We start from the raw sequence: 22189 nt of genomic DNA on the forward strand, positions 1-22189 counted from the left end.
CCATTTTCTCTCGTGCACTTATTTTTTTAGATGCATAGAGTATTTATGAAATTATATGAGATGACCAAGACATGCTGGTTAAAGATATGCCCACTTCACCGTTGAGCATCTGAATGAATATATGATTGGTACAAAACTGGTACATTCACAAATTCAGGACGAAAAAAAACCAGTACTCAAAGCCGTTTAAACTATTGAAAATACTGGTTTTCCATGTAATGGCGGAGACGGAGGGATTCGAACCCTCGATAGAGCTACAAACCCTATACTCCCTTAGCAGGGGAGCGCCTTCAGCCTCTCGGCCACGTCTCCAAGTTGGGCGTATGATACAAGCCCCTTGAGTTTTTGTAAACCTCTTAAAAAGGATTTTTTTATCTTTACTAAATGTCTTTCTAGATTAAGAAACGACAGAGGGTTTGAAACAAAAAAGCACAGTCAAGAAATAGTATGTAATATCAATGACCGAGTAAATTAAACCAATTAGCAACAAGACAGTCAGTCCAAATTCATATCTAATTTGTCGTCTGGAATAGAATCCTTATTAGCGGCTTCAGTATTATCAGAATTCAAAAGCTCTTGTCGGTGTATTGGCACCTCTTTTGGAGCATCAATGCCAATACGAACTTGATTCCCTTTAATCGACAATACAGTGACTTTGATATCTCCATCAATCACCAAGGTTTCACCTTCTCGTCGTGTTAAAACTAACATGGCACCCTCCAATAGCCCAAAACCACTTTTGGAGTATACGTAATCGAAATTCAGTTGAGAACTTTGAAGTTCAATTGAATAAATCTAATTCACTGTTTATTGATGACAATTAACTAATCAAATAAATTTTTATTATCTATGGATTAAATAAGATAAAACACTTTTTTACACATAAAAAAAACCGGCCGGTAAATTCTCATATCTACCGGCCGGTTAGTTTTACAGGGTGCAAAAACAGATTACTTGGATTTTGCCCAATCAGTTACAGAAGCCAAGGCTTCATCTAACTTACTTGGATCATTACCACCGGCTTGCGCCATATCTGGACGACCGCCGCCTTTTCCACCAACTTGTTGTGCAACATGATTGACCAACTCACCGGCTTTAAAGGTTTTCGTTGCTGATTTACTCACACCTGCAACCAAGCTAATTTTGTCATCACCTTCGACGGCTGCCAGCACAATAACCGCTGGCTCCAGTTTATCTTTTAACTTATCAATGGTGTCACGAAGTACATTACGATCTGCACCTTCCAGTTTCGCTGCAAGCACATTCACATCACCAACTTTCACAGCAGAGGAAGCTAAATCATCGCCTTGCGAAGCCGCCATTTTAGCCTTAATTTGTGCCAACTCTTTTTCAAGCGCTTTAAAGTCTGTAGACAACTGTGCCACTTTATTAACCGCCTGACTAGAGTCAGATTTCACAATGGCTGCAACTTCACTCAGGGCATCTTCTTGAGCGTACAACGCCTGCCAAGCAGCAGTACCTGTAATAGCCTCAATACGACGCACACCCGAAGCAATACCACTTTCAGAAAGAATTCGGAAAGGACCAATATCACCGATAGAATTGACGTGAGTTCCACCGCATAGCTCAACAGAGAAATCGCCCATGTCTACCACACGAACCGTATCGCCGTACTTCTCACCAAATAATGCCATAGCGCCTCGTGCCTTGGCATCTTCAATTGCCATTTCAGAAATGGTAACCGGTGTATTGTTCATTATCTCAAGGTTGACTAGGCGCTCAATTTCGCGCAACTGCTCTGCGGCAATCGGCTCAAAATGCGAAAAGTCAAAACGCAAACGGTCCGCTTTTACCAAAGACCCTTTTTGTCCAACGTGAGTTCCTAAGACAGCCCGCAGTGCAGAATGTAATAAATGCGTTGCCGAGTGATTACGCTCACAATCGCGACGGTTATCAATGTCAATTTTTGCATGTACCGATTGACCAACTTTTAAGTCACCCGCGCAGACTTTTCCGTAATGTAAAAACAGTGAACCTTGTTTTTGCGTATCGTCTACATGGAAACTGTGCATCCCCTCAGTCAGGCTACCGCAGTCACCCGACTGACCACCGGATTCTGCATAAAAAGGCGTTTGATCCAAGATTACAACCGCTTGAGTACCCTCTTTGGCTTCATCAACTGATTTACCATCCACAAAAATTGCTTGGATATTCGCGTCCGCTTCGTCACGGTCATAACCGATAAACTGAGTTTCGCCATCAAAATCGATACGCTCCTTGCCAGAGCCGAAGTTGCTGGCAGAACGTGCACGTTCACGCTGAGCTTCCATTGCTTTACCGAAACCAGCTTCATCCACTGTTAAGTTTTTCTCACGTGCAACATCTGCTGTCAAATCCAGAGGGAAACCATAGGTATCATAAAGCTTAAACGCCATGTCACCGTCAATCACCGACCCTTCCATGCCAGAAATATATTCTTCAAGAAGTTTCATTCCGTTTTCTAAGGTTTCGGCAAAACGTTCTTCTTCCAACTTCAAAGCACGCTCTACTTCAGCTTGTGCAGACTTTAGCTCTGGATAGGCTTCACCCATTTGCTCAACAAGCGTCCCAACCAATTGATGGAAGAAAGGTTGTGTTTGTCCAAGCTTGTAACCATGGCGAATTGCACGACGGATAATACGACGCAAAACATAGCCGCGACCTTCATTTGAAGGTAAAACCCCATCAACAACGGTAAAGGCGCATGAACGAATATGATCAGAAATCACTCGCAAAGAGTTATTAGTCAAGTCTTTTTCACCCGTCAACTCAGACGCTTTTTTCACCAGCGCTTGGAACAGATCAATGTCGTAATTGTTATGCACGCCCTGCAGTACCGCTGCTAAACGCTCAAGCCCCATGCCTGTATCAACCGAAGGCTTAGGTAATGGGTTTAAAGTGCCATCCGCAGAACGGTCGAATTGCATGAAAACCAAGTTCCAGATTTCGATATAACGGTCACCGTCTTCATCTGGCGATCCTGGAGGACCTCCGGCAACATCTCCACCGTGGTCATAGAAAATTTCCGAACAAGGCCCACAAGGCCCAGTGTCACCCATTTGCCAAAAGTTATCTTTCGCACCACAGCGGGAGAAACGTTCAGCCGACACACCCATTTCTTTTAACCAGATATCTTCGGCCTCTTGATCTTCTTCAAAGACTGTGACCCAAAGTTTTTCTTCTGGCAGCTTTAATTCTTTGGTTAAAAATTCCCAAGCAAAAGCAATCGCTTCACGTTTGAAATAATCCCCAAACGAAAAGTTGCCAAGCATTTCAAAGAACGTGTGGTGACGAGCGGTATAACCGACGTTTTCTAAATCATTATGTTTACCACCGGCACGAATACAACGCTGTACTGTCGTGGCACGGTTGTAATCACGTACTTCTTGACCCAGAAATGTCTCTTTAAACTGAACCATTCCTGCATTGGTAAATAACAATGTCGGATCATTGTGTGGAATTACAGGGCTAGAATGCACCGCGGTATGTTGCTTAGAGACAAAAAAATCAATAAACGCTTTTCTGAGTTCAGCACTCGTCATGTTCATAACCTTAAAATAATCAAAAATAAAAAACTTTACCGGCCGGTAAATAATTCAATTGACCGGCCGGTAGTAAACTTTTGTAAGAGATTTAATTAATCAAACGCTTTCCAGATAACATCGCTACCAAAACCTCTGCTTTGCAGAAACCTCATTCGTTTGGCTTGCTCGTTTCGACTTTCTGGCTTTTGTAAATTGCCGTATTTTTTCAGCAACGCTTCACGGGCAGTCTCAAGCCAATCCTCAAAATCCCAATCTAGGTAAGCCTCGATTAAATCACTTCGACTTGATGCCTGTTGGAGCTTTTGGCGAATTTTCATAGGCCCTTGGCCCTTATGGCTCAAATTTAAAACCGCTTGCTCAATAAAACGCTCATCATTTTGCCAATTTTGTGCTTTGCAGTGTTCTACCACCTCGATAATCATCTCTGATAAAGTGATTTCATCCAATTGGTATTTGACTTGCACAGCTTCCGAAAACGGAAACTTGGTTTTTAACTTTCGCTTAAGCTCTTTATCACCATGTTCACGTATTGCTAACAAAGAAACCGCCCGCGCTTCAATTTCTTGGCGCAAGGCGGTTTGTGCAGTAGCAGTTCCATCAAAAGGTTCAAGAAAACCCTCATTAGAATCAGGGTTCTCAACACCAAAATCTGGTATTTGACCGTTTTGTTTTAATTCATCTAAAAATGCTTGAGCATCTTTCATAAACGCTACCGGCCGGGTAATTATTCCGCATTCATATCCAAGCTAAATTCATCATCATTCGCTTCTTCGACTTTCACCTTTTTCGCTGGCATCAGTTTTTCTTTAATCTGCACCATCAGCTCTTCCGCAATTGCTGGATTGTCTTTCAAGTATTGGCGCACATTGTCCTTGCCTTGTCCGACCTTATTGCCGTTATAGCTATACCAAGAACCGGCTTTTTCCATGAGCTTTTCTTGTACCGCAAAATCGATAATTTCACCTTCGCGTGAAATGCCTTCGCCATACAAAATATCAAATTCAACTTGTTTAAAAGGCGGCGAAACTTTGTTTTTGACAACCTTAACGCGAGTTTGGTTACCTAGAATATCCTCACCCTTCTTAATCGCACCAATACGGCGAATGTCCATACGCACAGAAGAGTAAAATTTCAAAGCGTTACCACCCGTTGTCGTTTCAGGGTTTCCAAACATAACACCGATTTTCATACGAATCTGGTTAATGAAAATCACCAACGTATTCGTACGTTTAATGTTCGCCGTCAATTTACGCAATGCTTGTGACATTAAACGCGCCTGAAGACCCATGTGAGAATCGCCCATGTCCCCTTCAATTTCCGCTTTTGGCGTCAGAGCAGCAACCGAGTCAACAATTACAATATCCACCGCACCTGAACGCACTAAAGAATCCGTAATTTCTAAGGCTTGCTCACCCGTGTCAGGTTGAGAAACCAGTAGATTGTCAATATCGACACCCAGCTTCTCAGCATAACCTGGATCAAGAGCATGTTCCGCATCAATAAACGCTGCAGTACCACCCGCTTTTTGCATTTCAGCAATCACATGCAAGGTTAAAGTTGTTTTACCAGAAGATTCTGGTCCATAGATTTCAACAATTCGGCCACGCGGCAAACCACCAATTCCCAGAGCGATATCCAAGCCAAGAGAGCCTGTCGAGACTGATTCAATGTCACGAGGCACAGTATTATCACCCATGCGCATAATTGAACCTTTACCGAACTGCTTTTCAATTTGTCCTAAAGCAGCGGCCAGCGCTTTCTTTTTGTTGTCATCCATGTTTATTATCCTTCTAATGATTATGACCGAGCCAGATTACACGACTCAAATGATAGAGGTATTGAATCACAAAGCTCGCAACTTGAAAAGTGTTACAAGATTAATTTACTCACTTTTCCACCCCAGTTTGGCACAAAAATTCACACCCAAAACCAATGGGAATTCACTTATTTGTTAACCTTTTCCATTTCGTCATATCAATTGCTTGAAAAATCGGCGTGCGATTATCCCACACAATGCTTTGAAATCCTAGCCGCCGAAGAGGCGCTTTCAGTCTAAGCAAAACTGATTGTTTTTTGAGTTCATGGCATGCGACTGACAATTCACTTAGAGTTTTTCTAAAAGCTTCAACACACCAAGTAAAGCATACTCCGTAGCTTGACGGCGCACCTGCTCCCGATCACCTTCAAAATGCAAACATTGCGTCACAACGTCATCATAACCCTGCATCGCCCAAGCCAGCCAAACGGTGCCGACCGGCTTATCTTTGGAGCCTCCCCCCGGACCAGCAATTCCGCTACAACTGACACTAATACCTGCATGTGATTGCTGAAGCGCACCAATCGCCATCTCAATGACACACGCTTCACTGACCGCGCCTTTTTTGACAATGGTTTGCTTATTAACCCCAAGCATCTCTTCTTTGGACTCATAACTGTAGGTAACATAGGCTCGATCAAACCAAGCGGTACTTCCTGCCACTGACGTTAAATATTCAGCAATCATTCCTCCAGTGCAGGACTCAGCCGTCACAATCATGACTTCTTTTGATTTTAGAGCTTCACCGACTTTTTCTACCAATTCAAACACGTCTTACCTCCAACACACCTTTCAACCCCCCAATAGAACTTGATTCAGTGTGGTTCATATAATCTAAGCTGATAAGAATAACGCATTTCATAAAAACTCGACAGTATGCAAAAAACGAAATCCGACAAACTCCATTTTTTATTATTTGCAGATAAGTGCAAAACACCTGCAATACATTTAGAAAAACCAAATAAAACTAAATAAAAACTTTACCGGCCGGTAAAGTTTTAAAAGCGTCAATCTCTCAGCTATCTTAGTGTGGGTTTGATAAAATCTTGCCATTCAATCAATCTGCTCATTCCAAACTGACATTTACCTATGGCACAAGCGCAATCCAAAACCACCCACACTCCAATGATGCATTGGTAACAGACAGCTTTATTTACAAGGAATTTAGAATAATTTTAGGTTAAAGTTACGCTAACCGTTACGCCTATTCATACTGGATAGAATTTGCTAGATAACACACTCAAGCATCGGGCTAGCAAACACTTAGAGCTTGATTATGTAACCTATTTTTTCAAAGAATCTCACACCCTCTCAGACTCAAAAAATCACCCTACTTTCTTTTATAAAAAATCAGATCCGTGAGGGCTTTTATTCAGACAAATCCGCCAATTTCGGCAATTCTATCTGACCCTGTTTAAAAGCATCAATAGCATCTAAAAGTTCAACCACAACCTGTTCAGAGGTGAGTCTTTCTGGAACAGCATAATCACCATTACCTTCCATGTAGAGTCGCAAAATATCAGACTCACCTAATTCTTCAAAATCCTGCTTGATAAACTCATAGCGGTTATCGAGAATTAGCTGATCCATTTCCTTACGGTTTTGTTCAATATACTTGGTTAACTCTTCTCTGGTCATCACAGCTCCTTAAGGCAGTTTCGCAAAGTCAGATATCGCTTTGACTTGAGGTATAGAATGAGCACCGTATTCAATCAAGTTGTTCACGAGAACCTTAAAATCACCAGTGAAGCTCTGCTCGTTGGCATACATTTCCAAAGCCAAACGGTAAATATCTGAATCTTCACCAAAAGCAATATCCTTGGGAATCTTCTGCCCACTTTCGATAAAATCCTTTAACTCTGATAGTTGCACATCAGACTCTAAGGCTTTCATTAGAGCGACACGACTAAGTAAGTTCGGAGAGACTCCTGTTCGCTGTTTAATTACGGAAAATTTATTTGTAACACTTCTAGATAACGTGATTTCATTCGGAAGATTAATCATGCTGTCGCTCTCCAAAAATACCCTTCTGAGACAATGCTAGAACCATTTGTTGAATCATATTGAATCTCATAAGAATGAGAAATACTTGGCTCTAAATCGGCAAAGAAAGCTTCATCTACTTCGGTATCAGTAGACAAAATAATGACCTGCTCATTCACTTTAGGAAAGAATTCATTGACGATCTTTGCGCGATGCTTCGAATCCAAACGCCCTAAAGGCGTATCAATAATGAATGGCAGTTTTCGTCCCGAAGCTTTACCTAAAGATTCCAAAATAGCGAGCGCATAAATTTGTTTTTCACCTGCCGACAATCGATTTTTATCAATCTCAAAGCCTTTGCTTGATACTAACTTTGTACTGAAGTTTGTAGGATCAATCACTATGCCCATTTGCATATCTTCCTTGCGAGCCATGCGTCCGAAGCTCTGAGCAAAGTGTTTCTGTATTTCAAGCACCTTAACTCGTAACAGCTCTTGAGAAACTGACTTCAATGCATAAATGGCACTCTCCGTCGTCGCAACTAACTCTTCATCTTTTTGTGCGCCTTCTTTTTTCACCATGAGCGTTTCTAAAACACGAGTCAATGCAATCGCTTTACCAATAATGTCTTTCACATAAGTTTGTTTTTCAAAAAGCTGCTCTTGTAGGCTAGCAATCTGTACCTCTTGATTCGCGACTTTTGCAAAACGCTCCTTTAGGGTCTCTTTATCAGGAACTCGTGCCAAGTTTTTACCAAGTTCATCTAAGGCTGCTTCGGTTTTTTCCAATTGATTAAGTACATTATTCAGAGCATTCTTATCACGAGTCGAATTTTGTTTAAGGCTATCTACTCGATTTAAAACCGTTGGAGTAACAAACTTGATTAACCCCTTTTGCTCAGGTTCAGCCAACTTATCCATTAGTGTTTCAAGAAGCTCAGAATCAACTTCATCACCAATTAATTTGGCTAACAAAGCCTTTTTGCTTGCTAAAGTTTGATTAAAAACTGCTGCTTGTGAAGATTTATTCGCTTTTTCAATTTCAGCAAATAGTCTTTTCATAAATGTAGGTGCAACTGCAAAAGGAAAAGCACCACGAAAAACATCCTGAATTTCGGCAATAAATTGCTCTCTTTGCAATTTCAAGCGGGCTTCTTCTGCAATTAAATCATCACGAGATAGAGACCATTCACCCCCTTCCTGTTTCAAGACGTCATTAAGCCGATTCAACTCACTTTTTTCTATACGAAGCTGATCCCTCAAGCATTGTATTTGCTCACCAATACTACTAATTTCTTTTCTTAATTCGTTTAGCTTCTTTTCGGATGAGTTTGCGATTTGAAGCTTTTCATCATCCAGTGCTTCTTTGTTCTTTTCTCGCAAAATAATGGATAAATCAGCAATACCGCGTTCTATGAAGTCAATACCGACCATCTTTTTCAAAGCATCGGCGAGCACCAAATTATCTTCTTCTTCGGCGAGTTCTTTGATCTTCTCGCCATCAAAAAAGAACAGATCCGCTACACCAACAGGAATTAAGTCCAATAAGAAGCTTTGAGCTTGCTCATTAGAAAGTTCACTTAAAGCAAATCCATTTTCGTAAATGGTCAGATCTTCTTCTCCACTAGACTGCAACCATGAACGGCGAATTCGGTATTGAACTTTTTCACCTTGTTTAACGTACTGAAAATAAATTTCTACAAAGCAGTCATCAGCCGATAAGCCATCTTTAGATTGATGAGTAAGTTCCTTAAGCTGCAACTTATACTGCTGCTTAGTCAAAGATGCTCCAAATGAACGCGCACCAAAAATTCCTAAACGAACCGCTGTCAATATCGAGGTTTTACCCGCGCCATTTAAGCCGCCAAATAAGATTACGGGCTGTTTATTTTTACCGTTAGATTTAGGTCTCAAATCGATCTCGTGAAAGCCTTTAAATACACGAAAATTATTCAATACTAGCTTCTCGATAATCATCGTGTTAGCTCCTGCAAGGTCTTCTCCAACTCTGTTCTAACATCTTTGAATACTTCAACTTCACGCTTATACCCAATGGCCTTTTCCATCGTGCTATCTAACTCATCCCAATCTTGTCGAAGAATAGATTCAATTTTTTTACGAATCCCTCTACGATTTCCTAAGCCGCTTACTTCCACTTCTGCATCAATGATTTTCTTTAACAGAATTGGTGAGATTTTTTCTTCATCCGCCACCTGTTTTATAACATTAAGCTCTGTTTCACCAAAAGCACCGATATCACGACTTGGGAACAAGTTCATTTTTTCTGGGTAAAGTTCAGCGATAATTTTAGGTAAAGAATCAGACCAATCAGGCTCAATTGGATCCATTAACCATTCGCGGCGTATCTGCACCAATTCATCATCAGTAATGGCTAAATGATCATGCCCTTGCTCATCTACCTTTTTCTGAATTTCAAGTAATTCACGCAACCATTGTTGGCGATACTTCATCCAATACGGTCCTGGAACATAATTAGGATCGTACTCTTCATTAATACTGCCATCTTCATTCAAGGCTGTTATTAAGTGCCCTTTCTCATCTTTTTGCCGCATGAGATCAATTCGACCACTTCGGCGGCGGTAATTTCGGTATTCCTTCTTATTTTCAGGAAGCGTTGTTTGATAAAGCATATTTCGAAAATCCAAAAACGGGCGCATCCACTCCATGCCTGATTCAATGAGACCATGAAGCGCTTTATCTTCTGTCACCACTGTACAAGTCCAACAACCAAAACGAGAGTTTCCACAGGAGGGTGTATGCTTATCAATCACCAATGGGCACTCACCTTGATTAGAACCCTTATACATATCAAATAATTCTTGGTTAGACATCCACCAAGGCGCTGGGGCACTCAATAGATATTCCCACACCTCATCTGCTTCCCAATCTTCGATAGGCATATAGGTATAGGCATTAGGCAAGGAAGAATGGCGTGATAAAACACTGCCTTCAATACTGTGTTTTTCAATCGATTGCGCACGTGAAGCACTCTCTGCGCGACGAGAACCCAATACAACGATCACTTCACCAAATTTAGAGACTTTATCTTCAATAAACTCTGAAACAGGTTTTATCTTCATTCGCTCGGTACACCAGCGGAAAGAACGCGTTGGTGCTGGATAACCTTTACCAAGAAGGTTCACCCAAAAGGTCTCAGCTTGTTTGGGAACGACCATTTGAGTACTAATCGGCAAATTATTCTTCTTTGCACTTTTATCAACAGCATTAAGAACGTTTTTAATTAAGTTAACAACCACGGGAGTTTCTACCAAGGTATCGGAACACACCACATAGACAGGCTTTGAACGTTTTGACTCAGGAATACTCAAGATGGCTTGATAAACCAGTGACAAAATCACCGTAGAGTCTTTGCCACCACTAAAACCAATAATCCAAGAACGTTTATCGGCAAGATAAACCTCTTTGATATCCTCAATAGTTTGCTTAAGGGGTTTGCCTGCAAAAGTTAAGTTCTCATCCCAAACCATTGAGTCATGATTTTCATACACAAATTCGCTCATTGCTTCGCAAAGCCTTTCTCTAATTCTTGTTGTTTTTCGGTAAGTGCTAAGCCTAATTGTTGCTTGATTAAATTGGCAGTCAAACCAATATTCTTTGAAGACTTACTAACACGTCCATTGGATAAAGCACGATTATTCCATTGATGGTGGTGACGTGACCAATCAATGTCTGACAAGCCTTTCAACACAACCCAACTGGATTTATCGTTTATCAATTCTGCTCCGATGGAGCCAATTGCTTGTAAAGCCAAACCATGCGCATGAATATACTCAGAACGTAACTCAGCGGGTTGTAACTGTCTCTCGGCAGCAAGTCTCCAGTCTTCCATCTGGTCACAAACAAACTGCCAAAAATCAGCCGCTAACTGAGACTCTTCTTCAGAAATTTCTGCATTCTTTTTCTTAGACAACAGAGCTTGAGTGGCATTTTTGATGGCACTGAGAGTGAACAGTTTGGTACTTCGGTTAGAAATGCTCGCCTTTTCAACCTCTGTTAAACGGCTAAACACTTTTACTTGCGTCATAATATGGCGAGCTGTATTAGAAAGCGCCTCACGATGATCATAAAGGGTGGCAATTGATGTACTCGGTCGCACAGCGTGTTTATTTAAGTCTGCAAACATCTGCTGACTTCTGACCAACCCTTCATCAATAAAGAAAACCACTGAAATCTGGTCGTGTCCTAGGTCAGGGTTTTCTTTAATCGCCTCTTCTATGGCTGCACGGCGATGCTGACCGTCATTCAACAAAATCTGAGAATCCATTGAGATCTTCAACACCCCCATATTTTGAGAGAACCCTGACTCTGAAATTTGCTCAAATTCAACATCACCATTAATTGATGCTGTTAACGAAGAAAGCGTGTATTCAGCACGGTTTTCGACAAGGTAATTTGCTATTTCAGGTATGCGATTTTTGTTGAGAGTACGCTGTGCACGCAAATCCGCAGGCACATCAAACTCATTAAATACAAAAATCTTTGGGATAACTCGCAATGGACACATTGCAATAAAGCATGGGCGTCCAGCTTGAACGCCCCTGACAGCAGGGAACGAATGAAAAAAATCGGACATTAAAATACTTCCATAAAATTAATGGAAGTAATTATTACACACAAGGAAGTTAAATTAAACTTCCAATCTACCTTGAAATTACTTTACATACATCATTATCAAAAATTTTGTCTAAAGAGCTTCTAGGAAATTTAGAAACGAAAGATTCCTTACCGAAAACTAAACAATAGATTTTTTGATAAAAACGCGTTTGAAGGCTTGCACTTCCAGAACCAGCTAAAACTGGATCGTTAAAAAGTTTATCTTGGATTGACGGATCAGAAACGAAAAGATTAAACGCTTTATTTAGACGTTCATGCACCACATCTCGTTCTGCATTTTTTATTGTCAAATTACCATTTTCAAATAAGTCATTAAAAAGCATTAAAACACCAAACATACCTACAGCTTTAAACAAATACCCATCGTAGTCATATGAGCTGAATACTAATTCTCCAGGGTATTTTTCTTTCTCAACTCTCTGTGGGGAATAGTCTTTAAAATTGATTAAGTAAAACTCAAGGTAAGAAATAAGTATATCTGAAATATTTAGATAATCTGTTGATGCGTTGTCTTCCTCCTCATAACTCTTATATATTTGATAGAGAACTCCCTTGCGATCAAGAATTTTCATAAACGTTTCAACCAAAAAGGCCTGAGACAGAATCCCCTTTCCTGTCCCAAGCATTTTTACAATACCCCCTAACTCAACAGACTCATTGATTCGTTTAACAAGGAAATGAACAAAAGTAAACGTATTCCTTCCAGGGTACGATCCAAAAATATCGTAATACAGAGACTTGTTTACAGGTTTTTGTTTAAAGTTAATATTGGCAAAAACTAAAGACTGCTCGTAATAGTCATAATCTAATAAAAAAGTCACTAAGAACTCAAAATCCATCTCTAGATTCTTCTGGCCCTTTAAAAACTTTCTTACGCCTTCTATTCTGTGCTGACCATCTACAATGAAAATGAATTTTTTATGCTCTGGAATATACAAATCATATGACATGCTCTCTATGGAGAGATCATTATTTCCATTTTCGTTTATCAAGACAGCTTTAGCTTCATCAGACCGCAAGTATTTATCTACATTTTCAGTTACCAAATCTTGGTCATTTTCAAGCTCTAGGGCTAAAATTATAGGAGTTGCAAATGGGCATACATTGCCTGCGTGTTTGCCCAAGAAATCTGATATTGAATTAACTCGACTTATATCTGTTCTTCTTTGAAATTGCTCTCTATCTGACTCTTGTCTTTGTGTAAGCCTGACCTTATCCTTTATATCACTAAATTTCACCTTACCTAAGTAAACTGGCTTAGAACCCATTTGTGTTACTTGTAACACCTTGATACTACTCATTCTTTCCCTCCCCATGGGTCTAAGCCACCTGTCAAATTCTCATCATCTACTACAGTTTCATCATCTACTACAGTTTCATCATTTTGTTTAGCAGTCCCACCTATCTCTGCTAATTTTGTTTTATATTCAGTAAGCAGGTTATTCAATTTTTCTGCATCTTGGATTAAGTCTTTTTGCATATTTTGCCAATCTATATTGACATTATTTAAATATTCGTTAACCTGACCATCCACCTGATTAATATAGTTTTTAGTATCTCTTTTAAGGTTTTCATAACTATCCTGGCTTGTCGCTAAAGATATTTCCCACGAACGAATTCTGCTTTTTAAATTTTTTATATCCTCGATAGCATGGCTAAATTGTCTGTCATAATCTGTTCTCAACTGCGAATTCAATGTTTCAAGATGTTCAACACTTTTTTGCTTTTCAGTCTGAAAATGGTCAGAAGCATCCGCTTTGAGTCTATCTACATCATCCCTCCACTTTTTTATTTCCGACTTATTTTTGTAATTAAAATAAGCGAAGATTAACAAGATAATTGTAGCCCCAAACATTGTCCACAAATTAAAAACCAAAGATAATACATAATCATAAGAGTCAAATTTTTTATTAATCTCTTGAAAATCTTCTTTGATAAGAGCAAGTTCATACCCATTAATATGAAGTTTAGCTTGTTGCTCTTGACATCTCTGATTGCTTAATAACTTATTCAATTGTTCACTCAACGATTCAACTTGTTTAGTCAAATCATTTATTTTGGAAGAACTTCCGCTTTCAAGTTTTTCAATACCTTTATCTATTTTTGGACTCGACGAACTATCGTGCGCCAAAGCATTTTGATGGATAAATAAGTTCACACCAATGAATGCCGTCATTAATAAAGCTTTAATCATTTGTCTAATTCCCAAAACGCTAAATCACGCATTTTTGTCATTTTCTTATCACCATCAACATAGATACTGTAATGCTTCTCAAGCGTTCGAATTTGCTCCATGAGCGATTCCGCTTCTTGCTTGTTACTAATATTAAAAATTGAAGTAATATCACTTGACTTAATCGTTGAGACCTGATGCACAATCCATGACTGGATGTAGTTCGCATAGTTGTCTTCTGAGGTCTTGAAGTGCGTTAATTGCTGCGTTGATAAAATGGTACCCACCCCAAACTCACGCCCTTCTTTGAGAATCTTTTTCAAACTTTCAAAGTCTTGCGACATAAAGTTATCGGCTTCATCAACCAATACCATTTTGGTAATTTGGCGATAATCCCCATCCAGTTTAGAAGAGCCTTTTATGTGCATTTGGGTATAAAAAATATCTAAGGTGATTGCAACAATTAGATTCTGGAGATCAGGATCATAACCAGACAGATTCAATACAGTGATGCCATCAACAAAGTCATAGAGCGTTTTTGTGTTCTCAGAAAGTGGTTCAAAAACTTGGAAATCGATCAGCTTTTGTAAAGATGCATACAATGAATCTTGCTTGGTATCCTCCTCATTGATAAAAACCTCCCAAACATCTTGAATGGTTGGAGCAGGCTTTGACCATGTGGTTTTATTCGCTCGATTGATTCCTGCTCGATCATAAGCCTCTAAAACGATTCGGCTTAAAGTTGATTGCTGTACTGTTCCCAAACCAAACGCTTTAGCCAAAGTGGTTTTAAACAGATTGGTAGTATGGACTGGTAATAAAGGCTTTTCACCAAATAACGCTAACGGATTAAAAGGCAGATGATATGGATCTAAAACCTTCGCACTCGTCGGCTCAGTAAATTCCTCTTTAATGTAATCGCCTTTGTAATCAAAAATCAGAATTCCGATAGGTGTGCCATTTACGTTGTTATGCTGGTTACGTTGTAGTTGCGCAATCAGTGACTTGGTAAACTGTGTCTTACCCGTACCCATTGTGCCAATAATACCCGTATTGGTATTTAAGGTCTTAGTCGTATCTGTCGGATACCAAATAATATCTTTATCATCGATAACTCCAGAACCAAACTTAACCTCTAAAGGTCCTTGCTTCTCTTGATTTGAAACTTTTTCTAAACTGGTTTCAAACTTTGGCTCTTCTTCTATCTCACTACCTTCAGCAACTAACTCACTAACACTATTATCATCGAGTTCACCAGAAGGTTTATCGCAAGCATCCACAGTTGAAGAAAATTTCACTTGGATTTCATCTAGCTTATTACCAATACCAAATTCACCGTTCAAGATTCGTGAACGAACATCACCAAATGAACTTTCCAACATACTGTTAATAAAGTCATATGGCATTTTTACTTCGAGAACATTGTCGATAAACTGTAAATTTGTATCCAACAAACTAGTTAAGAAAGCAACGACAGCTCCGCCACTATGATTTTTAGCCTTTATTAGTTTATAGCTACCATCTAAAAGACGTTCTCGTTTTCCAATTAAGTCTTCAAAATAGTCTTCATCAAAGACGTTATACAGTTTATATTTTTCTATCTGCATAAAAACTTGTCGAATAAACAAGCTTTTTAGCAATTTACTTTTGAAGCTATCACCAGCGAATAAATGTTCATATAAATAGGTTTGTAGTGCTAAAGCCTGTTTTCTGGCTTTTTTAATATCGCCAGAACCTGATTTAACCTCTACAGGATATAAGATGACGCCTTCATCACTAAACCCAACCAATAAGATATCATCTGAAATTGGTCCTAACTTTAGATCTGAATCTGATTGACTCTCGTTGTAACGAGAAAAATCGCCCTTACTCATAGATAGACCAACGTTACCTGAAACTCTAATCATTTCAGCGACCGATATTGGCACCCAAGTAACATTACTTTTTGATAATGCCGCTGTTATGAACTTGTAGGCAGAAATAACGCCATTTTTTTCTTTTTTAATGGTCTCTGGGTCAGTAACCATTTTGATTAGCCATTCACCATTAAAGGCATTAAATTCACTAATTATCTTCTTTGAACCTACTACATCAGCATATAAGTCACTCTTAGCCGTTACCGTGATAGCGTCATAGTTCGCTGACGAGCTATATTGATCAGAGTAATGAATCAATATCAGCTCATTATTCGAGTCAAAAAAGTCTAAAGTCACTTTTGGATCGATAATGACTGTCCAATATGCGCTCGAATAAGATTTCTTTAATAGATTCTTAAAATTGTCGCTAATCATCAAAGCCATTACTCGATCTGGATCATAGGCCGTTCCAGGCTCATACACAGATCTTTGAATAGCGTTATATGCTTTTGCGACTTTGATAATTGGTAAATCAGTATTCGGTACATTCTTTAGGCCAAAGCCACTGAAATAGTTTTCACCGTTTTTTTCAGAACTTTCACCCGATATTAATCCATTAAACGCCAAGCCAGACAAACGATTATTGACGTTAGAATCTCTGACCTGAACTTTCTCATTATTCTTAAAGAAAGATAAATCACAATAATCCTGATCTTCAGATGAGTGCTTCTTGGAATAAGATATATTGGTTCGCAAAAGATCAATAAGCGCATTTACGTTATCCCCCCTTAACTTAAACCTTTCTTGAATTTCTGAAACACTATCCAAATCAGAAAAAACGTCAAACGCAGTTTCTTGAAGCTGGTCATCATAAAGATTAACAATCAATGGCGTTGGGGTCTCTATTGTTTTTTTAAAGAAACTGATAATACCTTCAAAGAGTTCCTCATTAGAACCATTATTTATACTGTTAATAATTAAAGGTCTATCTGGATGAATAGAGAACAACGAACTAAACGCCGCCTTGAACTCAAACATTTTTTCAGCAGTTAGTTTTGATATGTAGCTTAATTCACTTTCTTCATTTGGGATGAACTCGAGCCATAACTGATTCTCTTCAACTGCTTGAGTATAAGAATAATTTTGATGGTCAATGAACAGGTAAGGAAACAGCCCCTTTGCATTTAATCTCTTTAAACTGATGCTGTAGAGATCTTTAAAACTACCTGTTACATCTTCTACGACAGTTTCTGTTAAATGGACGATATAGGCCAAAATAAGAGGAGAAAACGGAGATAAAAACTGCCTTTGCTTTATATTCACCATCCCGACTTCAAAAACGATTCTATTCTGTAGATTAAAATCTGCGTCTTTTTGTAAATCACCCACATAACGTAAAAAGCTATTAACACAATCGATTGCTAAGCTTCGTACCTCATTATTCCACGCACACAAAGAAGGAACAGTCTTCTTGCTCTCAAAATACTGAAACAGTGCTTTGTAAGATGAGTGCACTTCTGGAGCGATGTCAGCAAGAACTTCAATTGAATTAATATCATCTGAAGCAATCGAATATAAACCTTCATCAATGAACCGATATTCATAATGAACAAGTGAGCTTCGTTCACCCCTTAAGTTATATTCACGATTATCTAAAATTGCCTTATTTTTAATTGAATTGAACTCAGCATCTACTCCTTGATCAAATAAGCAATCGAACCTTTTTGCATCTAAAATCAAAGGTAAAAGAAGACTATCCTCTGATAGCTCATTCTCAAGCAATAAATTAATACTCTGCATACCATTAGTAATGGCAATAGAGACTTCATCATGAGCTTGATACAAGTTGTAAAAATCTACGAATGGCGTTTGATCAATATTGATAGACGTCGCATTTGGTGCCAACTGAATAGGTTTTGAATCACCACCAGCTTCAGCAAAATTTAACTGAAAAGAATCCAGCTTTAGTAATAGGCTTTTTTCTTTTGGTTTGACTATGTAGTTATTTTTAATATCTTCTAAATTAAACATTCCAGAAGGAATAACCAACACTTTGAAAAAATGCGTGTCTGAAGAGTTATTAGTCTTAACTCTTAGCCTGAAAAATACTGGGGTATCATCTCTTTTAAAGTTAACCGTGGCACTTCGATTAGAGAACATCAAATTTTCAGCAGTTAAATTACAACTACTTTCCATAAAACTGAAATCGCTTGAACTTAGACCTGACACATTAAACTTGAACGACATTCGTACATCTTCATCATCAGAAAACACAATGATATTCTTTTGCCTTTGGCCAGCCTTATTTGTGCTATCGTCTCGAATATAAAAATCATCTGTTGTGATGAATTTATTATTATCAAAAGTGAGCGATGTATTTCTATTTTTCTGTATTTCGTTTTGAAGATCCGTAAACGTTACCGAATCCCATATATCAACAGTCAAATTTTCCGCCACAAATTCTGGTGAATACTTTGTCAGCTGATCTTCTAATTCATTAGGAAATTCGACTACAGCTTTCTCAACTTCTTCATACAACTTTTTATTTTCTTCAATTCTTTTTCTAATTTTCGGAACTGAATATAAATTCTGAAGGTCTTTATCCTCGAACAATCCCAAGCTTTTAAAATCAAGCTCATCAGAATTAATGGAGTTAAAAATGCTTTCATAGCCAAAAATGGATTGTTCTGTCGCCTCAATATACCTAGCTTGATTCTCAATTAAGACGTTAAAAAGCTTAGGATGGGAGGAGTTTTTTGATTTTTCTTCTAAAATGCGTTGAGCTACAACAGGATTTAAAGGTCCATCACCGATTGACAAATCAGTCGCACTATTTATTAATGTATCTAAAGAACTTTGGTGTAGAACAAGCAAAGCATGGTTATTAAGAACATCAGCGTCCGGTTTTGTTGAGTCCCTTAAATTTGAAATGAAGTTTTCATTCATTTCACCTTCAACATCATTAACAAAAATTAAATCTACTCCAGAGATATGAACAACAGGTAATTTTATTCCAGAAAACTCGACAGAAGATTGGCTCATTACTTTTAATGAGTCTAATAAACCGACAATTTGCTTTTTATTATCAGAAAAAAAACGATAGCGATAACCTGCTTGAATATATTTTTCCAGCCATGAAACCATATTATTAACTAAAAAATCATTAAATGGTTGATTTGACATATACAGCATCTCCACTATCACTTTTTCTATCAATATTCCCTACTTTCTCAAATAAATCTAATAATGCCATTTTGGATTTTTGATCAAAATAAACACCTCTTGCTTCAAACTTTGAAATTAACTCTTGAAAACGAATCTGTCCCTTATCAGCAATAGCAATATTGGTTAGCAACACAATATAATCTTGATCAAATACAAGAATTTTCCCGAAACCTTGTCTAGCTTGAGTAAATGGACTACATATCTGTCTGTCGAATGCACGACGATATTTTTCAAAGACATCACCACGAGTACTTTGATCTTTAAACTGCTCGTAACATGAGTTCATAAGTTCATTTAAAGATTGATTTAAACTCATTGAACTGAAATCTTTTTCTGGTAGTTTTCTAGCTAGCCTAAACTCTTTGTTGAATTGATCAACAGCATTAATAGCGGACTGAGAGTCTCCTACCTGCTCTGGAAGCTCGTACAACCTCAAATCCTCTTGCTCAGTTACTTTTTGTAATGTTTCTAGTAAAGACAAATAAGGGAAAATGTACTTGGCATGCTCATATAACGTCTTATAACCGTTATGAACGAGTTTTGACCTCTCCTTACTTGCCTTTTCATAGTTCAGCATAAAATACAGGGGTCTAGACACAGGTCTCTCAAATGTATGAGGATGTAGGTTTAAAGCCAGCTGAGACACATACAAGAACAGATATAACTGTAAAAACTTTTCTGCATTCTCTTTAAAGAAAGTCGGGGTTCTCGACAAAAACGCGATGTCTTGGGTAAATAAATCATCTAAAAACGGTAAGTACGAGACCGTTTGATCATTGTGATTATTAACTTCCAGAGTTTCTAAAAAATAGTCCTCAACTCTCTGTTCAAGAAAATTAAGTTTAGTACTTAACTTAATCTGATAATCGTCTTGTTTCATCAAAAGCTTGAAAACTTGAAAAAACTTTCGTGATTTTTCGCTCGCAGTGTGTGCCTGAAACAAAGCAATAGAAAATGTAGGTATTTTATTTTCTGGAAAGAAAACAGCTTCTATTACATCTATGGCAGTAGGATCACTTAAGTCTTTTTTCAAATCCGATAACAATGAAGCTTTAAACTCATCATAATCAAACTTGTAAGGCAATTTTTTTTCCGATACATAAGAGACTAAAAGTCCCATGATTTCTTTAAGGTCATAAACAGGGGTTTTACTTACATCTTTGGCAGTTAACGGATAATAACTTTCTGGAGGAACGTTTTTGATCCCTATTAACTCTACAGAAGCAGACTCTAATTTATGAAGCATGTTTACTCACCTTGATTTTATGTCCACTATTTTTAAACTCATATGCAGTTGAATCTTTTACAATGACAATTTTGTTAGAGCTTTTAGCTTTATCAATAATATGTTCAATTAATTCTTCGAAGATAATAACCGTATTCCTATCATGCTTATTTGGCCGATAGCCTTTATTGATTGAATTAATTAAATTGCAAACCTCCAAGGAAAAATCAAACTTTGAGAGAGGCTCATCATTTATTTTCAAGCAACATGGAAAGTTGTGAAGTGATTTTTGTTCGTGAGAAGCAATAGCATCCCAGTCCACATCAAATTCCACATTAGAGCACAGAGCATGATCGTTAATCTCTGTTAGAACAACTAAGTTTCTATCGGTAAGTGTTGGAAAGCTCTTATTTGCATAAGACATAACAGCACTTTCTAAAGCAGAGTAGAAGTCTTGAATAACTCTGTCATTTTCTTCCCTGTGCGCATCAATAATTTCCAAGAAGTCGATGACATCCCTTCTATCAAATATTTTTTTATATCTTTCTATATAACTTGATTCAAAAGAATATTCTTTGAACAAATACATTGTTCGTATAATAGTTGCAACATCCTCTCTAGCTAGAAACTCAGCCCCCAAAACATCATTTAACTCTCTTAAAAAAAATTCTAATTCAGGAAGTTTTTTATTACTTCTTGCTTCTAAAATGAGAGTGTCTATCTGCTCTTCACGAATTAAGCAAGGGTCCTCTTTACGGAGATTTTCAAATATCGCACTTTCAGAAGATTCAAATAATGTTGTTGAAGGTATACGAGGCGAAACTAAAAGACCATATAAAAAATCCAGCAAGCTTCTAGCTGTCAAGAACTGTTCGTATTTCAGGTGAATATCAATTAATAACTCAACAATTAATTTTTGAACACATTCAAACGAAAGCATCCTAAAATTTTTGTGAACTTGACTATCTTCACCATTATTCACATCATTCAAATATGCTGAATAGAAAGGGTTACTTTCATTCTTATCAAACACCTTTTGAAATAAATCTCGGATAAACTTAGATTGAACAGTCCCATTGGAAAAACTGAACTTGGAATAATCCTCAAAGTTTATAAAGCTAGCAATACCCTTTGCTACGCCTTTATCAACAAAGTCATTAATATCTTTTCTTATATCCAGGTGAGAATCAGCACCTTCTTTAGCATAGTTTAGAAGTATTCCGATATTAATACCTACCACCAAAGATCGATTATTCGCTTTAAATTCATCAAACCTTTGATCCAAGGCTTCAATTGCCGATTGAGTTGGGCTAAAACTATGCGTTGCATCAATGTGAAAATCACAAAATGACTCAAAATTATTGATATTTCTTCCAATAAGCGCAGACTTTCCATCTCCACTACTTCCACAAAGAAATATAACTTTCTTTTTGGCTCTTGAGCCTTCAAGCAACCTAATAAAATCTGATTCTATTTCTGTTTCGATATATAGATAATCGTGAATTGATCTTTCACTCAATGAATTTGAGTTGGCTGTAAAAACTGCATTGGGTGAAGACTTTGAGAGTTGATCAACTAGATTTTGTAATTTCATAATTTCCAACTAGTTTAATGAAACCGTGTCATAAAAAGCATCATGTTACTGCATTTTGCTTTAGGAAGGCGGTGATTTTCTGTTTCAGCACTTCAAAGATTTGCAGTGCTTGCTGCA

At 38.0% G+C, this 22189-nt stretch carries 15 protein-coding genes and 1 tRNA gene; all 16 read right to left on the reverse strand.

The window, feature by feature from the left end; all coding sequences use genetic code 11:
• Positions 1 to 219: 219 nt before the first annotated feature.
• Positions 220 to 312 (reverse strand) — tRNA-Ser (locus D9T12_RS08935).
• A gap of 183 nt (positions 313 to 495) precedes the next feature.
• Entirely contained in the window at positions 496 to 711 is a 216-nt protein-coding gene (gene csrA, locus D9T12_RS08940; protein WP_130537852.1) for a carbon storage regulator CsrA, read from the reverse strand.
• Between the two features lie 239 nt (positions 712 to 950).
• Positions 951 to 3542 carry an alanine--tRNA ligase gene (gene alaS / locus D9T12_RS08945; RefSeq protein ID WP_130537853.1) on the reverse strand — a complete coding sequence of 864 codons (2592 nt, stop codon included), beginning with the start codon at positions 3540 to 3542 and terminating at the stop codon, positions 951 to 953.
• Between the two features lie 95 nt (positions 3543 to 3637).
• Positions 3638 to 4249: a regulatory protein RecX gene (locus D9T12_RS08950; RefSeq protein WP_130537854.1), complete on the reverse strand. Its 612-nt coding sequence runs from the start codon at positions 4247 to 4249 to the stop codon at positions 3638 to 3640.
• Between the two features lie 20 nt (positions 4250 to 4269).
• Positions 4270 to 5322 (reverse strand): recombinase RecA, encoded by a 1053-nt coding sequence (recA, locus tag D9T12_RS08955; protein WP_130537855.1) that lies wholly within the window; start codon positions 5320 to 5322, stop codon positions 4270 to 4272.
• A 327-nt stretch (positions 5323 to 5649) separates the two neighbouring features.
• Complete coding sequence (locus D9T12_RS08960; protein WP_240693160.1) at positions 5650 to 6132, reverse strand: CinA family protein; 483 nt, start codon at positions 6130 to 6132, stop codon at positions 5650 to 5652.
• 597 nt (positions 6133 to 6729) lie between these two features.
• Entirely contained in the window at positions 6730 to 6999 is a 270-nt protein-coding gene (locus D9T12_RS08965) for a hypothetical protein (RefSeq protein ID WP_130537856.1), read from the reverse strand.
• A 9-nt stretch (positions 7000 to 7008) separates the two neighbouring features.
• Positions 7009 to 7365 (reverse strand): DndE family protein, encoded by a 357-nt coding sequence (locus tag D9T12_RS08970; RefSeq protein ID WP_130537857.1) that lies wholly within the window; start codon positions 7363 to 7365, stop codon positions 7009 to 7011.
• The gene (gene dndD / locus D9T12_RS08975) at positions 7362 to 9320 is read right to left on the reverse strand and encodes a DNA sulfur modification protein DndD (RefSeq protein ID WP_130537858.1); all 1959 of its coding nucleotides are present in this window, start codon (positions 9318 to 9320) and stop codon (positions 7362 to 7364) included. Before dndD ends, D9T12_RS08970 begins: the two co-directional genes overlap by 4 nt.
• Positions 9317 to 10885 carry a DNA phosphorothioation system sulfurtransferase DndC gene (gene dndC / locus D9T12_RS08980; protein WP_130537859.1) on the reverse strand — a complete coding sequence of 523 codons (1569 nt, stop codon included), beginning with the start codon at positions 10883 to 10885 and terminating at the stop codon, positions 9317 to 9319. The genes dndD and dndC overlap by 4 nt, the downstream gene beginning before the upstream one ends.
• A complete protein-coding gene (gene dndB / locus D9T12_RS08985) occupies positions 10882 to 11958 on the reverse strand; it encodes a DNA sulfur modification protein DndB (RefSeq protein ID WP_130537860.1) in 1077 nt (358 codons plus the stop codon). Before dndB ends, dndC begins: the two co-directional genes overlap by 4 nt.
• A 67-nt stretch (positions 11959 to 12025) precedes the next feature.
• Complete coding sequence (locus D9T12_RS08990; protein WP_165395081.1) at positions 12026 to 13300, reverse strand: DGQHR domain-containing protein; 1275 nt, start codon at positions 13298 to 13300, stop codon at positions 12026 to 12028.
• Entirely contained in the window at positions 13297 to 14193 is an 897-nt protein-coding gene (locus tag D9T12_RS08995) for an AI-2E family transporter (RefSeq protein WP_130537862.1), read from the reverse strand. Before D9T12_RS08995 ends, D9T12_RS08990 begins: the two co-directional genes overlap by 4 nt.
• Positions 14190 to 19211: a DNA phosphorothioation-dependent restriction protein DptH gene (dptH, locus tag D9T12_RS12470; RefSeq protein WP_206199086.1), complete on the reverse strand. Its 5022-nt coding sequence runs from the start codon at positions 19209 to 19211 to the stop codon at positions 14190 to 14192. The genes D9T12_RS08995 and dptH overlap by 4 nt, the downstream gene beginning before the upstream one ends.
• Positions 19192 to 20499, reverse strand: coding sequence for a DNA phosphorothioation-dependent restriction protein DptG (gene dptG / locus D9T12_RS09005; RefSeq protein WP_130537863.1), 1308 nt, complete (start codon positions 20497 to 20499; stop codon positions 19192 to 19194). Before dptG ends, dptH begins: the two co-directional genes overlap by 20 nt.
• Positions 20489 to 22072, reverse strand: coding sequence for a DNA phosphorothioation-dependent restriction protein DptF (dptF, locus tag D9T12_RS09010; protein WP_130537864.1), 1584 nt, complete (start codon positions 22070 to 22072; stop codon positions 20489 to 20491). Before dptF ends, dptG begins: the two co-directional genes overlap by 11 nt.
• Positions 22073 to 22189 lie beyond the last annotated feature (117 nt).

It is taken from the genome of Thiomicrorhabdus indica, from assembly GCF_004293625.1.
Taxonomy (GTDB): domain Bacteria; phylum Pseudomonadota; class Gammaproteobacteria; order Thiomicrospirales; family Thiomicrospiraceae; genus Thiomicrorhabdus; species Thiomicrorhabdus indica.